The sequence below is a fragment of the Dermatophilus sp. B7861-1 genome (genome assembly GCF_058996045.1).
Map to the genome: position 1 here is coordinate 726,485 of NZ_CM180082.1, position 21,226 is coordinate 747,710.

Consider the following 21,226-nt stretch of genomic DNA (forward strand, 5'->3'; position numbering starts at 1 on the left):
GTTTTGTGTTGTGTTGATTCTTGGTTGCAGCGCTGCCCACGGCAAGGCTAAGGGCGTTGTGGCTTGCATAGTGGCAGGGTGCGTGGGGGCTGCTCGGGGGCGCGTCGTGTGGGGAGTGGGTTCGTGGTTCTGTGCATCGGTCGGCGGGGGGAGAGGGAGGCGTTGTTAGTGTTGTCCAAGTCGAACGTCCATACGTGGGGTGTTGCGTTGGGGCTGTGACTGGGTGTTGCGGTGTTGTGGGGCATGTGCCCGGCGGTCTGGTGGGGGAGCCTTGGGGTGCTGTGTCAGTCGTGATTGTGTCCTTTTAGAGGGGGAGACCAATGAGCACGTTCCTTCAGGGGTGTGACCCTGTGGTCGATGTACGCGCGGGGTCACCGGTGGTGCCGGAGTCTGCGGTGATTCGGGAGAACAGTGTGGGCGATGATGGGCGGGTGTCCAGTACGTCACGGTTGACGTGGTTGACGACGACGTCGGGGCGTCCGGTGTTAGCGCGGGTGGATGAGCCAGCTGGGGGGCAGGCTCGGGGCGCAGTGGTGGTGGTTCCTTCGGTTGGTCGTGAGACGACGGTGCCTTTCCGGCGGTTGCGGGCGTTGGCGGTGCGTGCTGCGGATGCGGGGTTTGTGGCGGTGTCGTTGTTTTTGGGTGGGGATGGTGAATCCCCTGATGTTCCTGCGGATTTGGATTTGGTGTCGGTGTGGGGTGAGGAGGTTGAGGCTGCGGTAGCTGCGGCGGGGGCTGCGGTGCCTGATCGTCCGGTGAGTGTGGTGGGGTGGCGTTTGGGTGGGGCGTTGGCGTTTGCGCATGTGCAGGCGGTTGTTGCTGCTGAAGAGGGTGTTGTGGTCACGCCGGTTACGGGGTCGGTGGTGTTGTGGGAGCCGGTGTCGGGGGCGTCGTTTTTGCGGCAGCACCAGAATTTGCGGAAGTTTGCTTCGCCGGTGGAGGTGGTGGATGAGGGTGTGGAGTTGTGTGGGTATCACTTCTTGGCGGGGCATGCGGCTTCGTTGAAGGGGCTGAAGGCTCCTCGTCGTGCTGGTGAGGGTGATGGCTTTGAGATTGTGCGGGAGTCAGATCCGAAGGCTGTGCTGCAGTTGACGCTGGGCTCTCCGCATTTTGTGCAGACGCGGGTTGAGGATGCTGATGCGTTGGTGGGGCGGTTGGCTTCGGGGGTTGAGGGGCCGTTTTTGCCGGTTCCTCAGGTGCGGGATGCGCGGTGGGAGGATGCTTCGGGTCGGGTGGTGGAGGAATCGATTGTGCTGGTCGGGCCGGATTTGTTGCCGGGTGTGTTGACGTCTTCGCCGGAGGCTGGGGTGCATGGTGCCGTGTTGTACACGGCGATTGGTAGTGAGTTGCGCGGGGGGCCGGGCAATGCGTGGACGGCTGCGGCGCGAGCGTTGGCGCCGCATGGTGTTCTTGGTTTGCGGATGGATCGTCGTGAGTTGGGGGAGACCACGGATGTGAGGTATCCGGGGGAGCCGTTCCCGTACACGGAGACGAGTGTGGAGGATGTTCTTCACGGTGCTGCGTGGCTGCGTCAGCGTGGTGGGGTTGATGTGTTTGGTGTGGGGGCCTGTTCGGGGGCGTGGTCGGTGTTGCGCGCGGCCGCCTCGGAGGGGGCTTTTAACGGGGTGGTTGCGGTTAATCCGGTGCATTGGGATCCGGATTCGTCGAATTATGACGAGGCGTTTTATGCCAAGACATACCGTTCAGAGGGCGCGTTTTCGCAGGTGTTGTCGGCGGCGGGAGACGGCGCGGAAGAAGAAGATGACGCGCAGTCCTCGGATACGGCTAGCTCTCGTGGTGGGATGCGTATGTGGTTCCACGAGTTCTTGCATGACATGGCGATTCGTTTTCCTCGTTTGCGGGGTTTGCTGCGAGGAGATAGGCGTACGGACCGGGTGGCGGCGTTGTTGACTCCGGTGGATCGTCGCACGGTCACGGTGTTGGCTCTGGGGCTGTCGGAGGCTGCTGTTTTCCGGGCTAAGGGTGGCCCGATGTTTATGCGGACACCGCGGTTAGATGGGCGATTCCGGTTGCAGGTTGATGAGCGGATTGATCACAGCTTGTTCGCGCAGACGAGCCGTCAGGTTGTGTTTGACGCGGTGCAGTCGTTGCTCGTGGAGCGGGATGTTCTTCGGCGTCCTGTAGAAGATATAGCGCTCTGAGCTGCCTTTTTCCTGTTTGTTGAGTATGTAGATCCATCGTCTGGAGTGTTCATGAAGATTCTCGTGGTCGCGGTTAACTATGACCCCGAACCGACCGGTATTGCGCCGTATGTGGCTGGGTTGGCGCGTGGGTTGCGGGCCCAGGGGCATGATGCGCGAGTGATCACGGGTATTCCGCACTACCCCCAGTGGCGTAACTACACCGGGTTTCGTCGGTGGCGTCGGGATGAGGTGATTGATGGCGTGCCTGTGCGTCGGGTGCGGCATGTGGTTCCAGCTGGGGGTATTGGCGTGGGGCGGATCTTGTTGGAGCTGTCCTTTGCTGCCGGGGTGTTGGGGTCTTCGTGGGGGCGCCCGGATGTGGTGTTGACGGTTTCTCCGCCGCTGCTTGCTTCGGCGGCGGTGGTGGCCAAGGCCAAGCTGTTGGGTGTGCCGAGTGCGCTGTGGAGTCAGGACCTGTACACGCGGGGAATGGCTGAGCTAGATGCGGCGGGTTCGTGGAAGGTGCGGGTGGCTAAGGGCTTGGAGGGGGCGGTGTATCGGGCAGCTGATGGTGTGGTGGCTATTGGGGAGCGGTTCCGTACGTTCGCAGTTTCAGAGTTGGGTGTGCCTGCTGAGCGGGTTTCGGTGCATGGGAACTGGTCACATGTGCAGGCTGCTAGTAGCCAGGATGGTCAGCGGTTCCGGGAGCGGATGGGCTGGGGTGATCGGCCAGTGTTTATGCACTCGGGGGCGATGGGGAACAAGCAGGGGCTGGAGGTGGTGGTTGAGGCAGCCAAGGTTGCTCAGTCGCGTCAGTCGCGGGCGTTGTTTGTGCTGACTGGTGATGGTAGTGAGCGGGCTCGGCTGGAAGAGCTGGCGGGGGACTGCGCGAATATTTCTTTTGTGGATCCGTTGCCTGATGAGGACTTCCGGGCGGCTTTGGCGGCTGCGGATGTCCTTGTTCTTAATGAGAAGCCAGGCGTAGCTGAGATGGCTGTACCTAGCAAACTTTCTACGTATTTCAATGCGGGTAAGCCGGTTGTTGCGGCTGTGTATGCGTTGGGGACGGCTGCTGGTCTTGTTGAACGGGCAGGCGCTGGTGTGGTGGTTGCCCCGGGTGCTGCTGCAGATCTTTTGGAGGCCGCCGAAGGTCTTGTTGCAGACCCTGCGCGGGCTGCAGAGCTCGGCGTGGCAGGGCGAGAGTTTGCTCAGTCGCACTTGGGGGAGGGGGCAGCAGTGCGGGGCATCATGCAGTATCTCGCCAGTGTTGCTGGAGTGAGGCTTAGCGATCAGGCTGATGTAGCGGCGGTAGATGCTGATGCATCTGCGCAGGCTACCCAGTCCAGTGAAGGCACCGATAAGGCTGTTTCACGCTCATGAACACGGTGATCCAGCTGGCGTGGGCAACTCTGGAGCGGGTTTTCCCGCGTGTTGCTTCCGCGGTGGTGATTGTGGCTTTTGCTGCGTTCACTGACCCGGGTGCTGTCGGTGTGTACAGCTGGGTTGCTCTCACCTACACGCTTTATCAGGCTGTCGCTGAGAGTGCTTTGCGTAATCAGGCTGTCGTTTCTGTTTCTAACCCGCGGCATGTCCGTTCTGTTCGGCGCACTGCCCATAGCTCGGCGTTATTGGGGTCGTTCGCGATCCTTGTGGTGCTTGTCGGTTTGTGGTTCACCAATGGTCAAGACCTGGGTGGCTACATTTTGGGGCTTGTTCCTTTTTTGGTGGTGCCGTTTATCACTACTGCTGGGATTGTTCCGGTTGCTCGGCTGCAGTATTTGCAGGAATGGCACAAGCTTGCTCGCTATCAGCTCTTAGCTGCCGTGGCGGGGCTTTCCTTGTCGTTCGTGGTGGTGTGGCTGACGCGTTCTTCGGTGGCGATGGCGGTGCATTTGCTTGCCACAGAGTCGACGTTCTTGTTTTTGGTGCATCGTGCGCACGCACGGGTCGACATTACTCCGCAGGAAGGTGGGCGCCATCCCCGTAAGGGAATGCGTTCTCTGGTTACGCTCAGTGCTTTGGGGTGGGGGCAAGGCCAGTTGGAGCGGGTGTTCGTGGGTGGTTTCGCTGGGGTCGGCAACCTCGGTACGTATTCCACTGCTGTGACGATGGGTCGTAGCCCGGGTGAAGCGTTGTCGTCTGCGACGTCGAACTTTCTACGGGCGCGCATATCTGCGGAGAAGGATACTGCTAAGCATCCGGGGCTTATTCGGCGGATTACGTTGCTGGCTGTGCTGGCTACTACGGCAGCGGTGGGCGTGGTTCTTGCGCTGGTGGAGTGGGTTCTTGATCCCATTCTTGGCGATGCGTGGAATGTCACTCTTGCTGCGGTGCCCACGTTGGCGGTGGCTACTATTCCGTATTCGATTTCGTTGGCGTTGCAGATCATGGCTATTTATTACGAGCGTCCGCGGGCCTCTATCGTTCCGGCTGTGATGGCGTTGGCGTGTGCGCCCCTTATTGGTTGGGTTGCTCTCGAATCGATTGAGGCTGCAGCTTATGTTGTTGTTGGTAAAGAGCTTTTGGTTCTGCTGGTCACGTATGCGTTGTCGCGTATTAAGGGTGCCGCGTTGCCCGTGATGGTCGCGGTTTCCTGTACAGCAATTGCCCTACCAGTTGTGAATGTTCTTATGTAAGAAGCTTTTTCAAATCGTAGGGTTGTGAGTGAGTACACCTAGCTCGCCGACCGTCCCTTCACCTGAATGCGAAGAACATGCCTCGTCTGACAGTCCTTATGCCAGTCCGCAACGGTCAGCGTTACCTGCCCACAGCGCTCTCCAGCCTGGCCGCCACCCTGCCTCGCGACGCACACGTGCGCATCATGGACGATGGATCCAGCGACTCCACGCCCGCCTTGCTCGCCGCCGCCGCTGAACGCGACAGCCGCTTCATCATTCACCGTCACGACCACGGCCACGGCGTAGCTAACAGCCTGAATGAACTCGCCCGCGCCAGCGACAGCGAGTACATCGCCCGCATGGACGCTGACGACATCGTCATGGTGGGCCGATGGAGCCTCAGCCGCCTGGCCCTACGAAACGCTGACTTCGTTTTCACTACCTCCCTGCACATCAACGCCACCGGAAATATCACCGGCGTAGACCAGCCCGGTCGGTTCTCCGCCGCTGCCACCCCCTTCCACCTTCTCTTGGGCTCCATGCTCGTCCATCCCTCGGTGACAATGCGCCGCAGCGCCTTCGACGCACTCGGCGGATACACCGATGTGCCCGCCGAAGACTATGAACTCTGGCTGCGCGCCGCCGCCAACGGATACCGTCTAGTCCGCACCGCTGTGCCCGGACTCAAATACCGCCGCCACGATGAACAAGTCACCGCAACCAGTCCTTGGAGTAACCCTGACCCCGATTCCCCTATGTTCACCGCATACGGGAGCCTGCTGGATTACACCCTCGGTCACCGACAAGAAGGCTGGCGCGCTGTTTTCGCTTCCGCCTTGGGGCGCACCCCGCTCACCCCGGAAGAAACCGCATGGACCCACGCCATGCAGCAAGACATCATCGACACCGTCCAACGTCAGCTCAACCCTCATGACGCCGCCCTAGTTATGTGGCGTGCCCGTCGCGAATGGCGCCGAGCCGACCAACGCAGCACCCAGAACCACAACGCCTAGCCGTCCCCACCATGTACGGCAGGCTGGAAGGTATGAGCCGCGCCGTTACCACGCGCCCCAAACGCACACCTGCCTGCTTAGCCACCCGGCTACTACAGCTCTGCCTTCTCGTTGGGCTCATGTGGGCCTGCGAAATCGTTGACCAGGTTGCGGCAGCTGACCTAGACCAATTTGGTATCCAGCCGCGCAGTCTTAGCCACTGGTATGGCATTCTTCTGAGCCCATTCCTGCATGCTGGGTTCGCCCACCTCATAACCAACACCGGCATCCTGCTCACTCTCGGGATCCTTGTGGCACTCATCACCAGCGAATTCTTCGCTGTGACCGCTTCCATCATCGTTCTCGGCGGAGCAGGCGTATGGCTCTTCGGGCCTGCTGGAACAGTCCACGTCGGCGCCAGCGGTCTCATCTACGGCTATGCCGCTTTCCTGATTGTTTTCGGTTTCTCAGCTCGTCGACTTGCTCCCACAATCGTGGGGATCATCGTCGCCTGCATCTACGGAGGGATGGCCTGGGGCCTCCTACCAAGTCAGATGGGCGTCTCCTGGCAGGCACACCTATCCGGGGCTATCGCAGGCGTATACGTGGCCCGTCACCTAGGGCACCGTCTGCGTAGCAATAAAAAACACCCAAAGCGCTTTTTCTAACCAGGCCCTGTGCGCAGAATCCGCCGTACCAATGCGGGAGTCGCCTCGATACAAGCCGCTGTCTCAGGGCATGATGTAACGAGCGAAACGGATCGACCATGCAACCGGCAACACGTCCGCGCCACACCATGGGCACCACCGCCCACCGTCGACGGACTCCGGGAGCTCCCAGCCGAATCCAGTCACGAAAGCAAAAGAGGTTAGACCGTGAAGAGCACATCGTCGTTCATGCGCGCCGCCCGCCTGCGTGGCGGCAAGGCCGCCGCGGTTATCGCCCTAGGCCTTACTGCCCTAGGGCTAGCCGGCTGCGGCACCGCAGGATCACCCGGCGTGGCAGCAGTCGCCAACGGCACCGTGATCAGTGAAAAAAACATCGACGATGTCATGACCGACCTCACTAAGGCCGGAGCTGGCGCCCAAATCAAACGCGCCGACATCGTCCAAATCTTGGCCCTTCGACCCATGGTCCTTGAGGTCGGTAAAAAACACGGCGCAGTGATTGGCGAAGACGTCATCCGCACCGCCCTTGCCAAACAACTTCCTGACGTCTCCCAAACCACGATCCAGATGCAACAGGTGCAGGCCATCGGTCGCAAACTCGGCCAAAACCAAGGAAAGCAAGGCGGGGCCATCAATCAAGAACTCCAAAAAGCCTTCGCCAGCGCCGATATCTCCGTCAGCCCCCGATATGGCGGCTATGACCCCAAACGTGGCTTCCTCCCGGCTCAACCAGCCTGGATCCAACCTGCACAGCAGGCAATGCCGCAGCCGCGATAAAACATATGGGTTCCACCAGCAGTAGCCAGCAGCACCCCACTGACGCCGAGCAACTCACAGGCATTGCCGGACTCATTGAAGTCATGGACCGGCTCCGCTCACCTGGCGGTTGCCCATGGGATGCCGCACAAACACACAATTCACTGGCCAAGTTTGTTGTTGAAGAAGCCTACGAACTCGCCGACGCCATTGACAGTGGTGACCGAGAAGAACTTGTCGATGAACTTGGTGACGTGCTCTTCCAAGTGGTTTTTCATGCCCGCCTAGGCCATGAACACGATCAGCCATTCACCATTGACGACATCGCCGAGCGCACCATCGCCAAACTCCGCCGCCGTCACCCTCACGTGTTCGGCGATGTCGACACCGATGACCCAGCACGCATCGAAGCGAACTGGGATGCGATCAAAGCAGCTGAAAAACCGGAGAGACGTTCACCACTTGACGGCATCCCTGCATCCCTCGCACCGTTGGAACGAGCAGCCAAGATCGCCAACCGGTACCGCAGGGCAGGTCACCTCAACACAGTACGATCTGCCCTAGCTGACCAGCCCGAAGACGATTACGGCACTCGCCTATTCGCCTTGGTTCTCGAAGCGGTCGACGCTGGTGTGGACCCAGGAACAGCCCTGCTGGCTACTGTGAATCGCGTCACCACATCGTTGCGCGACAGGCAGGAACAGGGACCATCCGACCCGTTGGAATCCACCGATACCGACTAGGGTCAGTAAAGAACGGCCCACACAACCGGAAACCCGTGGCGAACCACAACACGGCCCGGACGCAGCGGCCGCACATCATCTACAGCCAAATCGAACATCCATCGAAGGAGAGATTGTGGCAACCATCGAGGAAATCGGCGCACGCGAGATTCTGGACTCCCGCGGCAACCCCACGGTCGAGGTCGAGGTCCTCCTCGACGACGGCACCACCTCCCGCGCAGCCGTTCCTAGCGGCGCCTCCACCGGAGCTTTCGAGGCAGTGGAACGCCGTGACGGCGACAAGAGCCGGTACCTGGGCAAAGGTGTCGAAGAAGCCGTTGACGCGGTTCTCGAAGACATCACCCCTCGCCTGCTCGGCCACGACGCTTCTGACCAGCGCCTCGTCGACGCCGAAATGATTGCCCTCGACGGCACCGACAACAAAGGCAAGCTCGGCGCCAACGCCATCCTTGGCGTCTCACTGGCCGTGGCACGTGCTGCCGCCGACTCCGCTGGCCTACCGCTGTTCCGTTACGTCGGCGGCCCCAACGCCCACGTTCTTCCCATCCCGATGATGAACATCCTCAACGGCGGATCCCACGCAGACTCCAACGTCGACATCCAGGAGTTCATGATCGCCCCAATCGGCGCCTCCAGCTTCAAAGAAGCTTTGCGCTGGGGCGCTGAGGTGTACCACTCCCTTAAGAGCGTCCTCAAAGAGCGTGGTCTGGCCACTGGCCTTGGCGACGAAGGTGGCTTCGCCCCCAACCTCGAAAGCAACGCTGCCGCGCTTGACCTGATCGTCGAGGCGATCAAGAAGGCTGGGTACACCCCAGGTAGCGACATCGCTCTGGCCTTGGATGTTGCCTCCAGCGAGTTCTACAAGGACGGCACATACCAGTTCGAAGGCGGCAGCAAGTCCGCCGAAGAAATGGTCGCCTACTACGCGGACCTGGTTGCCAACTACCCACTGGTTTCCATCGAGGACCCGCTAAACGAAGAAGACTGGGACGGCTGGAAACACATGACTGACGAGCTTGGCGACAAGGTCCAGCTCGTTGGTGATGACCTGTTCGTCACCAACCCCGAACGCCTTGCCAAAGGCATCGCAACCAACACGGCTAACGCCCTGCTGGTTAAGGTGAACCAGATCGGATCGCTCACCGAAACCCTTGACGCTGTCGCAATGGCGCAGAGCAACGGCTACCGCTGCATGATGAGCCACCGTTCTGGTGAGACCGAAGACACCACCATCGCCGATCTTGCAGTGGCAACGAACTGCGGTCAGATCAAGACTGGCGCACCGGCACGCTCGGAGCGAGTTGCTAAATACAACCAGTTGCTGCGCATTGAAGAGCTGCTCGATGACGCTGCTGTCTACGCAGGTGCCGGCGCTTTCCCGCGTTTCAAGGGATGACGGACATTTCCTAGGCGATTAGCCTGCCCCTATGGCATCTGCGACTCGTCGTCCCAGAGGCGCGTCGGGCTCCTCTGCCCGTCGCGCCTCTGGCGTGTCCTCCTCCCGGCGTCCGATGGGGCGAAGCGGTCCCGCAGCAGGGCACCGTGACCCTTCACGCCCACGCGCCGCAGGAGCAGGGCCAAGCACCTACGTTTCTTCCACGCGACGGCTGGGCCGCTCATCAACCAAACGAGTGGCTGTGCTGGCTGCGACGGTTGTGATGCTTTTGCTCATGCTGGTGCCTACTGTCCGGGCATACGTTGCGCAGAAAGCACAGTTAGCTTCTCTACAGCAGGAAGCCTCTGACCGGCAGAAGAACATCAATACTCTGCAGGGAGAGCTCAAGCGTTGGGATGACCAGACATACGTAGAACAACAGGCACGTGAACGCCTCAAGTTTGTGAAGCCAGGAGAGACGCGTTACATCGTGCTTGGTGCTGAGGGGCTGACTACGAAAGAGACCACAGGTGCTGGCGCTGTTGTGCGGCCAGATGAATCAGGTGGCGGTAGCTGGTACGACCGAGTCTGGGCATCCATGGATGCCAGTGATTCGCTCTCGCCTAAGGACGCAAATGCGCCGCTAGCGCCGATTTCTCCCGGGGTGGCCACTCGCACTGACCCGGCTGGAACCCCGACAGGTAAGGCAGGGACCGGGTCTTCGAGCAGTTCGGTTCAAGATCCAGGACGTGAGAACGCTAACCATGGCTACTGAGGTCGCAGCCACTCACGGTAGGCTCTCGGAGGCCGTAAAGCCTTACCAGCCGCGTGGCGGCGTTCCACGATTTTGAACCGGAGTAGCGTGAACACCAGCGACCCAACCACCCCCGATGTTTCTTTGCCACATGCGCCTGGACTGCCCACTCCCAGTGCGCAGGTGCTTGCCGAGCTTGGTGTGGAGCAGGCTAGCCCTGAAGACATCGCCGCGATTGAGTCTCAGTTGGGCAGGTTGCCGCGTGGTGTTGTGGGGGTAGCTTCTCGCTGCCCCTGCGGACACCCGAATGTAGTGGCGACCATGCCGCGACTGCCTGATGGTACGCCTTTCCCCACTACCTTCTATGCCACCTGCCCCACTCTTACTGGCGCAATTGGCACCCTTGAGGCCAACGGTGTCATGGCCGAGATGACCGAGCGCCTGGGCGAAGATCCTCAACTGGCAGCGGCGTACCGGGCTGCTTATGAGGATTACCTCGCTCGGCGTTCTCGGCTGGGGCACGTTCCTGAAATTGAAGGGATCGCTGCTGGTGGAATGCCTGAACGCGTGAAGTGTCTTCATGTGTTGGTGGGGCATTCATTGAGTGCCGGGCCAGGGGTAAACCCGTTCGGGGATGAAGCAATCGATGCATTGAAGGACATATGGCCGACAGGGCCTTGCGTACCTGTCGCTGAAGATCAGCAGCAGTGACCAAGCTCCGAGGAGGAAGCCATGCGTGTTGCGGGAATCGACTGCGGAACTAACTCAATCCGTCTGCTGATCGCTGATGGCAGCATCGGTGAAGACGACAGCGTCAACATGACTGACGTGGTGCGCCGGATGGAAGTGGTGCGCCTAGGGCATGGCGTGGATGCCACAGGAATGATTGCGCCTGAGGCAATGCAGCGAACCTTGACGATGGTGCATGAGTATGCCCGGCAGTGTGAGGTTCTCGGGGTTGAGGCAATCCGTTTTGTGGCGACTTCAGCTACCCGGGATGCTAGCAATGCCGCTGAATTTGTTGCCGGGGTCCATGAAGCTTTCGGCGAACGAAATGTCACTCCTGAGGTGCTTAGCGGCACTGAAGAAGCCGCTCTTTCTTTCCTCGGGTCTACCGGTGAAGTGGCAGCGACTGGAGCGCGAGCACCTTTCCTCGTGGTGGATCTGGGTGGGGGATCAACGGAATTTGTTCGCGGTGGCGAGGGTGAAAATGCCACCCGCGCCGTGAAGCAGACCAGCGTCAACATGGGCTGTGTCCGCATGACCGAACGTAATTTCCGTTCTGTCACAACAACATCCGAAGAGATAGCTGCTGCGACGAAAGATGTCGATGCGCTGCTGGACACAGTCGACGATGAGGTAGGGCTCGAAGGTATTGGCTCTGTTATTGGGCTGGCTGGCACCATCACCACCGTCACAGCTCATGCTCTTGGGCTAACAAAATACGATTCCGAAGCTATCCACTTGCACAGTCTGAGCGTCGAACAAACCCTGGCTTCTTGCCATGCCCTCATCACCGCTACCCGGGAAGAGCGCGCTACGATGCCATTCATGCACCCTGGCCGTGTCGATGTCATCGTCGCTGGTGCACTTGTGTGGTCCCGCATCGTGGAACGAATCAGTGAGCGGTCCGGGATCAGCCACGTGATCACCAGCGAACACGACATTCTTGACGGAATCGCTGCCAGTCTTCTGCGATGACACGAGACGGAAGCGCCAACTCCAGTTAAGGTCATCTGAGGACACGCAAACGCCCCCGTAGCCCAACGGCAGAGGCAGGCCACTTAAAATGGCTTCAGTGCGGGTTCGAGTCCCGCCGGGGGTACATCGTCGCGAGGCTCTTCCACTACCGGAAGAGCCTCGTTCCGCACCCAAAGACATACGCACAAAACCTCGTTCATTCGCTGCTTATGTCAGGGAACACAACATCCAATAAAGACGTTGACACAACACAAGGAGTTGCCCGGCGCATCACAGACAAGACCGGAGCAGTCCTTGCGCCCCTCACCCACGCACCTCATACGAAGGGACCCTTTACATGAGTAACCCGATCTTCGACCGCATCGACAAGGATGTGAGCCGAGGCGGGTACGCCGGCTTCGGTAACCGCGGACCCGCATCCCCGAGCTCGTTCGGACAATTCGGCAGCCAGCCACAGTACGGGCAAATGACGCCTGATGATCTTCAGACGTTGTACGACACGCCCGCGGCATCCCCGGCCGCCAGCCACAAACTCACCGTTGACGACGTAGTGATGAAGTCGTTGCTGCTGTTCGGCATTCTGCTGTCGGTCGGCGCAGCGGCGTTCTTCCTGCTGCCAGTCAAGCTCAGCGGCGTCGCGATGCTTGGTTCTATCGTGGTCACTCTCGTTCTAGGCATCATCATCGCGATGAAGCAGAACGTCAGCGTCCCGCTCATCATCGCCTACGCAGCCTTTGAAGGGCTTCTCGTCGGTGTCGTCACTCGCACCTTCGCTTTCGCCTATAGCGGGGTCGTCTCGACCGCGATCGTCGCCACTCTGGCCGTATTCGCAGCGATGTTCATCGGCTGGAAAACCGGTTTTGTGAAGGTCACTGACCGCACCCGCCGCATCTTCGGCATGGCCATTCTCGGCTACATGATCTTCGGGGTCATCAACCTCATCGCAGCCTGGGCATTCAAAGCTAACGGAGGTGCAGGCCTACTCACCTTCGGCTCCCCAATCGCGATCGGGGTTTCTCTGATCGCCGTGGGGCTGGCTGCGTACTCGCTGGCCATGGATTTCGACTCCATCGACCGCGCCGTCGCAGCCCAGGTGCCGCAGAAGTACTCCTGGCTCTTGGCACACGGCCTCATGGTCACGGTGATCTGGCTCTACCTCGAACTGCTGCGCCTGATCGCTCAGCTACAAGGCCGCGACTGACATGAACCATCCACCCCACGACCCCGTTCCGGAGTCCGTGCGCGGTGAACTCGAGCGCCTGATCACACGCTGGGCATCCTTGCCTTACGATCAGGCGCTCGCCTGTGTGCAGGATGTGTGGGAGTTGGCGACGAGCGTGGCTGCCAGCGACCCAACACACCGTGACACAGTGCCAGCGCTAGAAGAGTCTTGCGCAGCTACTCCGGCAGCAGTGATGCAGGTGCTCACCGCGGTGATTTATGACCAATGCGCAGCTCACACTGACAAAGATGCACGCGATCAAGCAGCCAGTCAGATATGCGCTCAATTGAGCGAGCTGCGTAGTGGATTACCGAGCAACATGCTGCCGCTGGGGCAGTGAGCTCTTACTGAATCTTGTCCACGCCAACTGTGCTTACCAAGGTAGGGCGTGCTGTAGCTAATCGGTAGATCAGCTACAGCACGCCCTACCTTGGTCGATGAGGAAGCTGTAGAGGGGATAAGTTCGTCGCTTCGCGTCTGAATCTGATCCCGGCCACGACAACTCATGGATGAGTGCGATGACGACTTCAGCAGCCCTCCCGCCTTCAGCGGACACCTATCTCGGTGGATACCCACGTCGTATGGGCGAGGGGCCAAGTGCTTCTGATATCGATCTCGCTCGCGCCCGGGTTCGCAATATGCAGGGAGCATCGGTGGCTGAAGCAATCGAGAAGATGCCTTCAGTTGCGGCGCGTCGAGACGAGCGCCGACACGCTGCTGATCGCGCTGATCGTGTCCCCGACTCCACACGTAGCGGCCCTGATGATGAACGCACCGCTGCTGCCCGCGCCGCGCAGGCTCGCGCCGCTGTTAATCGGGCGACCTATGAAGGCGTCGCCTCGGTGATCGATGAGACGGGCAACTCTGCGGCAGCGCAGGAAACAGAAAATGCTGACGCCGTAGCGGCCCGGAGCCGAAATGAGGAAAGCAGCACTCGTCGGCGCGCACTCTTGAACGACCAGGCCCAGAGGGCTGAACGTGCAGTCCTCATGGAACGCCTTGATGCCATTCGAACGGGATTGGCTGCTTCTCGTGCTTTAGAAGTTGACGCTGCTGTGTCGGATATCGATTTAGCGAATTTGGCAGCCCGCACTATCGCAGCAGCCAACGCCACAGCACGCCCAGGCGTTGACCCCACCCAAGAAACACTTGATTCGATGACCACGCTGACACGAACAACAGGGGCGATTGGTCGAATTCAGCCAGATGGCACCGTTTACGTGGAGCTGGATGGGCACAGCGTTGTGGAACGTAACAGAAGCTCTGCCCTGGCTCTTGTTCCTGGTGAAGCTTCGGAACAGACTGATGCAGGCGAAGAATCACCCCAGCCTGTGCCGAAAATTGTCTGGCCTTCCGGGCGGCAGGCCCATATCGGTGGGACGGTTGCTGGGCACCTAGAAGCAGTTTCGAAAACTTTGCCTGAGGTGACGCGCACGATTACCGCGATCGCTACGGTTGCGCGTGCTGAGGCGTACCTGGGAGATACAGCTATTCCGGCACTGCCCCAGGAATTGTCTGACCTTGATGTATCGGCCAGCACATCGATCCCGACGGCAGCTGACCTCCTCGAACATGTCGCGGCATCTGTGAAGCAGAACGCTCGAGAGATGGCTCTGCAGCATGAAGTCGCCACAGCAGTAACAGCGATTACTGCTGGGCCGCCGGCATCGTTCTATGCAGCGGTCATGGCTACAGCATCAGCTTCGGGGGTGACTGGTCCAGCGCAGCTTATTGCTGAGGCGTCGCAGACCGGGGTGAGTGATTTGCAGGCTTTGCAGAGCCAGGTGCAGGCGGCAACAGATTCAGCAGCTTCGTTGGCTACTGCCCCGTTCATTCCGGTGCATGTGGCCTCATCAGATCCGGCGTTGGTGCGGGTGAACACGCCGTGGCCTGCTGAGCCGGTGCCGGAAGGCTCTTCAGGGCCTACTGGTCCAGTTGCCGAGGGCGGAATTTCTTCAACATGGCCTGACCTTGACATTTTGACCACGCCGTTGTCGCTGGAGCTCAACGTTATTGAGGTTGCGCGGGGGGAGGTGGCGATTAGCCGCATGGGAGTGCCCGCGTCGTTTGATCTTTCTGGTGGGCAACCGTTGACGGTTGGTATGACCATGCCTGGTGGGCAAGGTGATGCCACTGGTGCGCAGAATTCAGGTCAGGTTTCAGCAACGGTTCCACCACCGGTGACTATTGAGAATCTGGCTGGGGTGATGAACGGTCTAGCTGATGCTGTCGGACTGCCGGTGGAGACCTCGGCTCGCACTGTCGCGGATGGATACGTGCATTTGGTGGTCGAGTCGGCGGCGGGGATGCCGCGCGTCTCATTGTCGGCTGGTGCTGGTCCAGGTAGTGAGGCCTTGGGAGGGCTCGACTGGTTTGCCCCGCGCACAGAAACCTTGGTGATGTCGAATACGCCGGGGCTTGCGTGGAGCGCGGTGTCGAATACTTCAACGGTGCAGGGGCCGGTGCCGGGGCTCACCATGAGCTTGAGTCGAACTGCAGCTGGTGAACGGGTCACGCTGCTCCTTTCTCCTGACTTGGAGGCCGCTGCTGATGCGATGGAGCATCTTGTCAGCAAGGTTGATGGGGTGGTGCAGGCGGGGATGTATGGCACGGCGGGTGTGGCGATTACGCCAGATGTAGAGGTGCCTCAACCTGTTGTTGGACAGGCCCCTGTGCAGGAGGAGCTAGCGCCGATGGGGGAGGCATCTGTTATTGATGCCGTTCGGATGCAGGCCCGGCAGGCAGGGAAATTGGCGGCGGCGTATGGGGCAGATCCACCGGTAGGGTTCTTCAGCGTGGTTCCTGTACAGCCGGAGGCGGTGGGTGCAGCTGCTGTGGCAGTAGGTACTTCTGCTGTTCCTGAGGCAGAGGTAGAGGCAGTGCTGGGACGTAGTACTGCCTCGAGCGACTCGGCGGCCAAATCGCTGTCTGCTTTCGCTGATAACCCGAAGGTCAGTGAGCTTGTTCAGGCGATTTCGGCTGGCCTTGCTGCTATCCCGGGGGTTTCTGTACCACCTAGCGGCGTGGTCGCTTTTGATGAGGCAGATATTCAAGGCCGTGATGTGGTGGGGGTAGCGCGGCGACGTGTCGCGTTGGATAGGGCTGCGTTTGTGCAGGCTTTGGAGGAGGACCCGGCTGGCACTCGGGCTGCGGTGCGTACCGCCGCTGCCGAGATCGCTGCGGCTGGTAGGGAGTCGTTGGATGGGCGAGTTGGGCTGTTTGCGGTGAGGTTGGCCGGAGAAACAGCGTTGGCTAGGCAAGCTCAGGCGGCTACGGCTTCGGCGCATTGGGATCGTGATGGTCGTGAGGCGGGGGAGAACCGGTTGTCGGTTGCTTTGACTGGGTTGCTCGATCGGTTGACGAATGAGTCTGCGTGGTTGCAGGGGTTTGTTGACTGAATTCTGACTGAAGTCAGGCCTGGGTAAGAGTATGTGTCGAGCTTGAGCGCAGGCACAGGACGTAGCCTTCCGGTGATTGGCGCTTATCGGATGGACGAGGGCGTGTGTGTAAGGGAGCTTTCGATGAGGTTATGCCTGGTTCTGCGGTCATATGGCGGCGAGAACGATAAGGAGCGTCCGAGCTATTTCAGTAAGGATGTGGTGGTTGCTTCGTTTGTGCGGGCGGCGTCGTTCGCGCGGGACGCGGGTGTGGATGTTGAGGTCGTGTTCGCTAATGATGGGCCTATTCCTCAGCCGCGGTTAGCGGTGATGGAACGCCATGGGCGGGTGATGTTCACTGACGGTGGTCCGGTGGGGTTGTTGGGCAGTTACCGGTTTGCTTTGGATTTGCCGGACCGGTTGGCGTTGTCCGATGGGGATGTGATCGCTTTTATTGAGGATGACTACCTGTTGACGCAGGATGCGTTTGTGGTGTTGGCGCGAGCGGCAGAGGAGTTGCCGAAGGTGTCGTCGTTTGCGTTGACGGGTAAGCGTCCGCCGGTGGCAACGGATGCGGCTGCGCGGGCTCGGTATGCGATGCCGCGTGCGTGGAGGGCTCAGCCGGATGAGCAGGTGGGGGAGGACTTGTGGGTGAACGTGATGTCAACTACCAGCACGTTTGCGGCGCGGGTGGGGGTGTTGCGTGCTGATCGGGATATTCACGAGCTGGCGATGCGGCCGTTCCGGAACCGTTTTTTGGACCACGAGTTGTGTCTGATCAGTCAGGGTGTGGTGCCGTACCACGGGCGGGAGTTCGTGTTCGGGTTGGGGAAGGATTTTGTGCCGGGGATCCGTGGGGTGTTGCGTGCGGCGGTGTTGCTTCCGTTCCGGTTTTTGATGAATGCGCGTGCCCGTAAGCAGCAGACTCCGCATTATTTGTTTGCGGTGGTTCCAGATCGGGCGGCGCATTTGGAGGTGGGGGAGGTGCCTGGCTGCCGGGATTGGGCTGCTGAAGCGCAAGCGGTGAAGGACTGGGGGGTAGCGCACGAGGCGCTGCCGGTTTCTCGCTGAAGGCTGTGTGTTGGGTGAGGGGGTAGGCCAATAGCTTGGCTGCCCCCTCACGGGTGTTGGTGGGGTTTAGTCTTCGACGCGGCAGGTGAATCCGTTAGGGCCGTGGTTGCAGTAGCCCGCAGGGTTTTTGTGCAGGTACTGCTGGTGGTATTCCTCGGCGTAGTAGAAGGGGCCTGCTGGGCCATCGAAACCGGTGTCTGGGTAGTCGTGAGGGTCGTCGATAGGTGCGGGGGTGTTGTCGTTGTTAGTGGAAGCAAAGGGGCGGATTTCGGTGGTGGCTAGGCCGGCGTCTGCGCGGTCTAGCTCGTGCTGGAAGGCTGCGCGGGTGCGTAGGGCGGCGTTGCGTTGTTCTTCGGTGGTCCAGTAGACAGCGGATCGGTATTGGGTTCCGACGTCGTTACCTTGCCGGTTGGCAGTGGTGGGGTTGTGGTTTTCCCAGAACACCGTGAGGAGTTCTATCGGTGTTGTAGCTGTGGGGTCGTAGGCCACGAGGACTGTTTCTGTATGGCCGGTGCGCCCAGTGCAGGTTTCTTCGTAGGTGGGGTTGGGTGTGTAGCCTCCGGCGTACCCGACAGCTGTGGTGATGACTCCGGGGAGTTTCCAGAAAATTCGTTCTACGCCCCAGAAACACCCCATTGCTAGGTAGATCACTTCGGTTCCGGCGGGGAACGCGTGCATTGAGGTGCCGGTAACTACGTTGTGTTCGGGGATGTCAGGCAGTGGGCTGGTGCGTCCGGGTAGGGCGTGTTCAGCAGAGACGACAGTCACTGGACGGGCGAAGAAAGACTCGAACATGCAGGGAGTCTGCCATGTAGGTGCGGCAGGTAAAAGAGGTGCCCAGGGTTGTTGTCACTGAATGTTTTTGGGTGGGAAAGAGTGAAGGGCTGTCTCGGCGGCCTTGATGGGCGCCGGGACAGCCCCTCACTGGGGGTACTTGGTTCAGCCAGTGAATGGGGTGGCTTTGAGGATTTTGACGGAAATTTCTTTGCCGTTGGGGGCGGTGTAGGAGGCCTCATCGCCGACCTTCTTGCCGATGATGGCTGCTCCGAGGGGGGAGCGGTCGGAGTAGACGTCGTATTCCAGGGCTGAGTCTGCGATTTCGCGGTTGCCTAGGAGGAACTCCACCTCGTCGCCAAACATGTCAACGACAACGATCATGCCTGGTTCGACGATGCCGTCGTCGGCTGGGGGAGCCCCGACCGTGGCGTTTTCGAGAAGGGAGGTGAGCTGGCGGATGCGGGCTTCCATCTTGCCCTGTTCTTCTTTAGCCGCGTGGTAGCCGCCGTTTTCTTTCAGGTCGCCTTCGTCGCGGGCGGCTTCGATCCGCTTGGAGATTTCGGAACGGCCTGTCGTGGAGAGCTCTTCCAGCTCCGCCTGGAGACGGTCGTAGGCGTCCTGTGTGAGGAACGGAGACGAAGACTGGTTGATGTCGGACACGAATACTCCTCGTGCGCGGTACCGGCGGGGCCGGTGCCGCTGTGGTCGTCGATCGCTGTGCGATCGGTGTGCATTGGTGGACGTTCTGGGTCAGGGCCCGCCCAGGCTTTTTCGGCAGTGCCGTGGCTGCGCGGTGCGGGACCTTCGTGTGCGAAAAAGCCCTTCCGAGAGTGGTCTGTGATGCCGTCCCCGGTGTGAGGCGGGGCCTGTCATCCGTGGCGTCGATATCGACCGGCGCGTACGCCCGGACGCGTCGGGAGGCGCCAGGTTCGGAAGGGCATAGGGCCGGTTGGGTGATGCCTGTTACTGCAGTGCTGAGTCGGCTTCGTCGTGCGGCCCGAGACACCCTCGGTGGGCGTCGAGACAGCAAGTATAGACGAGTACTGTTTCGGAATCGAGATATTTTGTCCAGTTCACGTGTGGGAAAAGGGGCGTAGTTACCGGTCGACTGGCCGACATGTTTTAACCAAACCGATGACCGCGGTAGTGGTGGTACGGACGGTGGTTTGGTGTTGCGTGGTGCGTTCTTCAGCTGCGGGGATGGTGACGTTTTCGCGCCCGACTACGGCCTTACCGACTTCTTGGGCCACAACTTCACATACCGCGGTCATTTCTGGTGGCTTTGTGACTTCGAAACGGACGGTGACAGAACTGGCGTCGTGAACGTCATAGGCCAAGTCGCGCTGTAGTGGCCAGTCGGTAGAGGCTGCTAACCCAAACCATGTCGCGACAGCAGATCCCACAACAACAGCAGCTGCCGCCCCAGCTACCACTTTCCGTCGGATAGGGGAGATCGACTTCCAGTACTGGCCGACGGAGCGGCCACGTTCGGCTTCTGCCTCGGCGGCGTCGTTGACCTCACGTGTGTGTGCTGCCAGGGAGGAGTCGGGTTGTTCTACCACAAGCCCAGCCTAGTCCCCTGGCCCCGGCGGGCTGCGGGTGAACGCATGCCAAGTGGCGGATAATGATGGTTCGTGTGACGTTGGGCACTATCACGGTGCGGCAATGCATGTGTGGCCAGGTGGCGTGGGTGTTCACGCTGCCACGGGTGGGAACATGACCAAGTACGTAAGGCAGGCGGGCAATCGGATGGGATCGAACGCTAGAACAGGATCGACGGGCGACCGGCACGGCTATCGGCTGATGGCGGTACACGCTCACCCCGACGACGAGTCGAGTAAAGGCGCCGCAGCTACGGCCATGTATGCCCATGAGGGCGCGAACGTGCTGGTTGTTTCATGTACTGGTGGTGAGAGAGGGTCAGTGCTTAACCCTCGACTACAAGGCGACCCCGAGGTGGAACGTGACCTGGTGGGGTTGCGGCGCACCGAGATGGCAAAAGCACAAGAAGCATTAGGGGTGGATCATGCCTGGCTTGGGTTTATTGACTCAGGTCTTCCTGAAGGTGACCCGCTGCCTCCGCTGCCTAAAGGCTGCTTTGCCACCATGCCTATGCAGGTGTGCGTGGAGGCGCTGGTGCGGTTGATTCGGCAGCATCGCCCGCACGTGGTGACCACCTATGACGAAAACGGTGGCTACCCGCATCCGGACCACGTGCGTACTCACGATGTGTCAGTGGCTGCGTTCCGTGCCGCAGGGGATCCAGAGCAGTTCCCGCAGGCAGGGCCGCCATGGCAGCCGCTGAAGCTGTACTACAACCAAACCCTGAGCATGGATCGGTTGCAGGCCCTGCACACGGCGATGAAAGAACACACAGGTCAGTCACCGTTCGAGGAATGGATAGAAAAACGAGCTGCTCGTGGTGATGATGCGTTCCGCGCCGTCACTACTCGGGTGCCCGTTGCTGACTGGTTCGATGCACGTGATGAAGCCCTCCGAGCCCATGCCACCCAGGTCGACCCTGACGGTTTTTGGTTCGGGATACCGCAAGAGATCGAGCGGGAGGTGTGGCCGTGGGAAGATTTCGAAATGGCGATCTCATACGTTCACACCACGGTGCTTCCGGAGGTTGAGGACGATGTATTCGCTGGGCTTCCGGAACCGGCGCAGGCTGACGCGATGGGCTCTGACTCCTCGCGCCGCCCGTCGGCTCCTCTCATCGACGATGTGAAGGAGCGCTGATGCAGGGCGCCAATCAATCCATCTCCGCCGGTCTGGGCGGGTTCTTTGCGCTGTTCCTGATGTCTGTTGCTTTGTGGGTTTTGATGCGGAGCATGCTGAAGCATCTACGCAACGCTGATCACGCGGTCTTTGAAGAGGACACCCAGCAATCTGCTATCACTGTCACGACGAAGACATTTGCGGACACGGACGGAAACGGTTCAGATGCGGCTGCCGAGCAGAGCCAGCCGAGCAAGGACGGGCGATCCCAGTGAGACCGTCAACAAAGTGTCCTCGAGAGTCACGA

General features: G+C 60.2%; 20 protein-coding genes and 1 tRNA gene. 18 read left to right on the forward strand and 3 right to left on the reverse strand.

Annotated features, from left to right (window positions below; all coding sequences use genetic code 11):
- Positions 1 to 320 precede the first annotated feature (320 nt).
- The 16 genes from AC2T9U_RS03115 to AC2T9U_RS03190 all read left to right on the forward strand — a co-directional run bounded on the left by AC2T9U_RS03115 (position 321) and on the right by AC2T9U_RS03190 (position 17,421).
- Positions 321 to 2,162, forward strand: a complete 1,842-nt coding sequence (locus tag AC2T9U_RS03115) for a S9 family peptidase (RefSeq protein WP_493696612.1) — start codon at positions 321 to 323, stop codon at positions 2,160 to 2,162.
- Between the two features lie 51 nt (positions 2,163 to 2,213).
- Complete coding sequence (locus tag AC2T9U_RS03120; protein ID WP_493696613.1) at positions 2,214 to 3,524, forward strand: glycosyltransferase family 4 protein; 1,311 nt, start codon at positions 2,214 to 2,216, stop codon at positions 3,522 to 3,524.
- On the forward strand, positions 3,521 to 4,780 hold the full coding sequence (locus AC2T9U_RS03125; protein WP_493696614.1) for a lipopolysaccharide biosynthesis protein: 1,260 nt from the start codon (positions 3,521 to 3,523) through the stop codon (positions 4,778 to 4,780). The genes AC2T9U_RS03120 and AC2T9U_RS03125 overlap by 4 nt, the downstream gene beginning before the upstream one ends.
- Positions 4,781 to 4,857: 77 nt before the next feature.
- Positions 4,858 to 5,775: a glycosyltransferase family 2 protein gene (locus tag AC2T9U_RS03130; protein ID WP_115031032.1), complete on the forward strand. Its 918-nt coding sequence runs from the start codon at positions 4,858 to 4,860 to the stop codon at positions 5,773 to 5,775.
- Between the two features lie 32 nt (positions 5,776 to 5,807).
- Positions 5,808 to 6,422, forward strand: coding sequence for a rhomboid family intramembrane serine protease (locus tag AC2T9U_RS03135; protein ID WP_493696615.1), 615 nt, complete (start codon positions 5,808 to 5,810; stop codon positions 6,420 to 6,422).
- A 207-nt stretch (positions 6,423 to 6,629) separates the two neighbouring features.
- Positions 6,630 to 7,199 carry a hypothetical protein gene (locus AC2T9U_RS03140; RefSeq protein ID WP_493696616.1) on the forward strand — a complete coding sequence of 190 codons (570 nt, stop codon included), beginning with the start codon at positions 6,630 to 6,632 and terminating at the stop codon, positions 7,197 to 7,199.
- 5 nt (positions 7,200 to 7,204) lie between these two features.
- On the forward strand, positions 7,205 to 7,921 hold the full coding sequence (locus AC2T9U_RS03145; protein ID WP_493696617.1) for a MazG family protein: 717 nt from the start codon (positions 7,205 to 7,207) through the stop codon (positions 7,919 to 7,921).
- 115 nt (positions 7,922 to 8,036) lie between these two features.
- A complete protein-coding gene (gene eno / locus AC2T9U_RS03150) occupies positions 8,037 to 9,317 on the forward strand; it encodes a phosphopyruvate hydratase (RefSeq protein ID WP_493696618.1) in 1,281 nt (426 codons plus the stop codon).
- Positions 9,318 to 9,348: 31 nt separating this feature from the next.
- Positions 9,349 to 10,071: an FtsB family cell division protein gene (locus tag AC2T9U_RS03155; RefSeq protein ID WP_208303737.1), complete on the forward strand. Its 723-nt coding sequence runs from the start codon at positions 9,349 to 9,351 to the stop codon at positions 10,069 to 10,071.
- A 141-nt stretch (positions 10,072 to 10,212) separates the two neighbouring features.
- Positions 10,213 to 10,761, forward strand: a complete 549-nt coding sequence (locus AC2T9U_RS03160) for a DUF501 domain-containing protein (RefSeq protein WP_493696918.1) — start codon at positions 10,213 to 10,215, stop codon at positions 10,759 to 10,761.
- Between the two features lie 21 nt (positions 10,762 to 10,782).
- A complete protein-coding gene (locus tag AC2T9U_RS03165) occupies positions 10,783 to 11,751 on the forward strand; it encodes a Ppx/GppA phosphatase family protein (protein ID WP_493696619.1) in 969 nt (322 codons plus the stop codon).
- 51 nt (positions 11,752 to 11,802) lie between these two features.
- Positions 11,803 to 11,875, forward strand: a tRNA-Leu gene (locus AC2T9U_RS03170).
- 213 nt (positions 11,876 to 12,088) lie between these two features.
- Positions 12,089 to 12,952: a Bax inhibitor-1/YccA family protein gene (locus AC2T9U_RS03175; protein ID WP_493696620.1), complete on the forward strand. Its 864-nt coding sequence runs from the start codon at positions 12,089 to 12,091 to the stop codon at positions 12,950 to 12,952.
- Position 12,953: 1 nt separating this feature from the next.
- Complete coding sequence (locus AC2T9U_RS03180; RefSeq protein ID WP_208303734.1) at positions 12,954 to 13,313, forward strand: hypothetical protein; 360 nt, start codon at positions 12,954 to 12,956, stop codon at positions 13,311 to 13,313.
- A 313-nt stretch (positions 13,314 to 13,626) separates the two neighbouring features.
- The gene (locus AC2T9U_RS03185) at positions 13,627 to 16,371 is read left to right on the forward strand and encodes a hypothetical protein (RefSeq protein ID WP_493696621.1); all 2,745 of its coding nucleotides are present in this window, start codon (positions 13,627 to 13,629) and stop codon (positions 16,369 to 16,371) included.
- Positions 16,372 to 16,494: 123 nt separating this feature from the next.
- Complete coding sequence (locus AC2T9U_RS03190; protein WP_493696622.1) at positions 16,495 to 17,421, forward strand: hypothetical protein; 927 nt, start codon at positions 16,495 to 16,497, stop codon at positions 17,419 to 17,421.
- Positions 17,422 to 17,487: 66 nt separating this feature from the next.
- On the opposite strand, the gene msrA is transcribed toward AC2T9U_RS03190, so the two are convergent.
- The 3 genes from msrA to AC2T9U_RS03205 all read right to left on the reverse strand — a co-directional run bounded on the left by msrA (position 17,488) and on the right by AC2T9U_RS03205 (position 19,760).
- On the reverse strand, positions 17,488 to 18,216 hold the full coding sequence (gene msrA, locus AC2T9U_RS03195) for a peptide-methionine (S)-S-oxide reductase MsrA (RefSeq protein ID WP_493696623.1): 729 nt from the start codon (positions 18,214 to 18,216) through the stop codon (positions 17,488 to 17,490).
- A 144-nt stretch (positions 18,217 to 18,360) separates the two neighbouring features.
- Positions 18,361 to 18,858 carry a transcription elongation factor GreA gene (gene greA, locus AC2T9U_RS03200; protein ID WP_028326615.1) on the reverse strand — a complete coding sequence of 166 codons (498 nt, stop codon included), beginning with the start codon at positions 18,856 to 18,858 and terminating at the stop codon, positions 18,361 to 18,363.
- 437 nt (positions 18,859 to 19,295) lie between these two features.
- Positions 19,296 to 19,760: a DUF4307 domain-containing protein gene (locus tag AC2T9U_RS03205; RefSeq protein WP_115031002.1), complete on the reverse strand. Its 465-nt coding sequence runs from the start codon at positions 19,758 to 19,760 to the stop codon at positions 19,296 to 19,298.
- 241 nt (positions 19,761 to 20,001) lie between these two features.
- Between AC2T9U_RS03205 and mca the strand changes: the two genes are divergently transcribed.
- Together mca and AC2T9U_RS03215 are read left to right on the forward strand one after the other, a co-directional pair.
- Positions 20,002 to 20,940 carry a mycothiol conjugate amidase Mca gene (gene mca, locus AC2T9U_RS03210; RefSeq protein ID WP_493696624.1) on the forward strand — a complete coding sequence of 313 codons (939 nt, stop codon included), beginning with the start codon at positions 20,002 to 20,004 and terminating at the stop codon, positions 20,938 to 20,940.
- Entirely contained in the window at positions 20,940 to 21,194 is a 255-nt protein-coding gene (locus tag AC2T9U_RS03215) for a hypothetical protein (protein WP_115031000.1), read from the forward strand. The genes mca and AC2T9U_RS03215 overlap by 1 nt, the downstream gene beginning before the upstream one ends.
- The last annotated feature ends 32 nt before the right edge of the window (positions 21,195 to 21,226 follow it).

Bases quoted from the DNA above. Each gene is read 5' to 3' on its own strand.
- AC2T9U_RS03115 (WP_493696612.1), top strand. From the start codon at position 321: ATGAGCACGTTCCTTCAGGGGTGTGACCCTGTGGTCGATGTACGCGCG.
- AC2T9U_RS03155 (WP_208303737.1), top strand. From the start codon at position 9,349: ATGGCATCTGCGACTCGTCGTCCCAGAGGCGCGTCGGGCTCCTCTGCC.
- AC2T9U_RS03180 (WP_208303734.1), top strand. From the start codon at position 12,954: ATGAACCATCCACCCCACGACCCCGTTCCGGAGTCCGTGCGCGGTGAA.
- msrA (WP_493696623.1), bottom strand. From the start codon at position 18,216: ATGTTCGAGTCTTTCTTCGCCCGTCCAGTGACTGTCGTCTCTGCTGAA.
- mca (WP_493696624.1), top strand. From the start codon at position 20,002: ATGGCGGTACACGCTCACCCCGACGACGAGTCGAGTAAAGGCGCCGCA.
- AC2T9U_RS03190 (WP_493696622.1), top strand. From the start codon at position 16,495: ATGAGGTTATGCCTGGTTCTGCGGTCATATGGCGGCGAGAACGATAAG.
- AC2T9U_RS03135 (WP_493696615.1), top strand. From the start codon at position 5,808: ATGAGCCGCGCCGTTACCACGCGCCCCAAACGCACACCTGCCTGCTTA.
- AC2T9U_RS03215 (WP_115031000.1), top strand. From the start codon at position 20,940: ATGCAGGGCGCCAATCAATCCATCTCCGCCGGTCTGGGCGGGTTCTTT.
- AC2T9U_RS03165 (WP_493696619.1), top strand. From the start codon at position 10,783: ATGCGTGTTGCGGGAATCGACTGCGGAACTAACTCAATCCGTCTGCTG.
- AC2T9U_RS03120 (WP_493696613.1), top strand. From the start codon at position 2,214: ATGAAGATTCTCGTGGTCGCGGTTAACTATGACCCCGAACCGACCGGT.
- AC2T9U_RS03130 (WP_115031032.1), top strand. From the start codon at position 4,858: ATGCCTCGTCTGACAGTCCTTATGCCAGTCCGCAACGGTCAGCGTTAC.
- AC2T9U_RS03175 (WP_493696620.1), top strand. From the start codon at position 12,089: ATGAGTAACCCGATCTTCGACCGCATCGACAAGGATGTGAGCCGAGGC.
- AC2T9U_RS03125 (WP_493696614.1), top strand. From the start codon at position 3,521: ATGAACACGGTGATCCAGCTGGCGTGGGCAACTCTGGAGCGGGTTTTC.
- AC2T9U_RS03145 (WP_493696617.1), top strand. From the start codon at position 7,205: ATGGGTTCCACCAGCAGTAGCCAGCAGCACCCCACTGACGCCGAGCAA.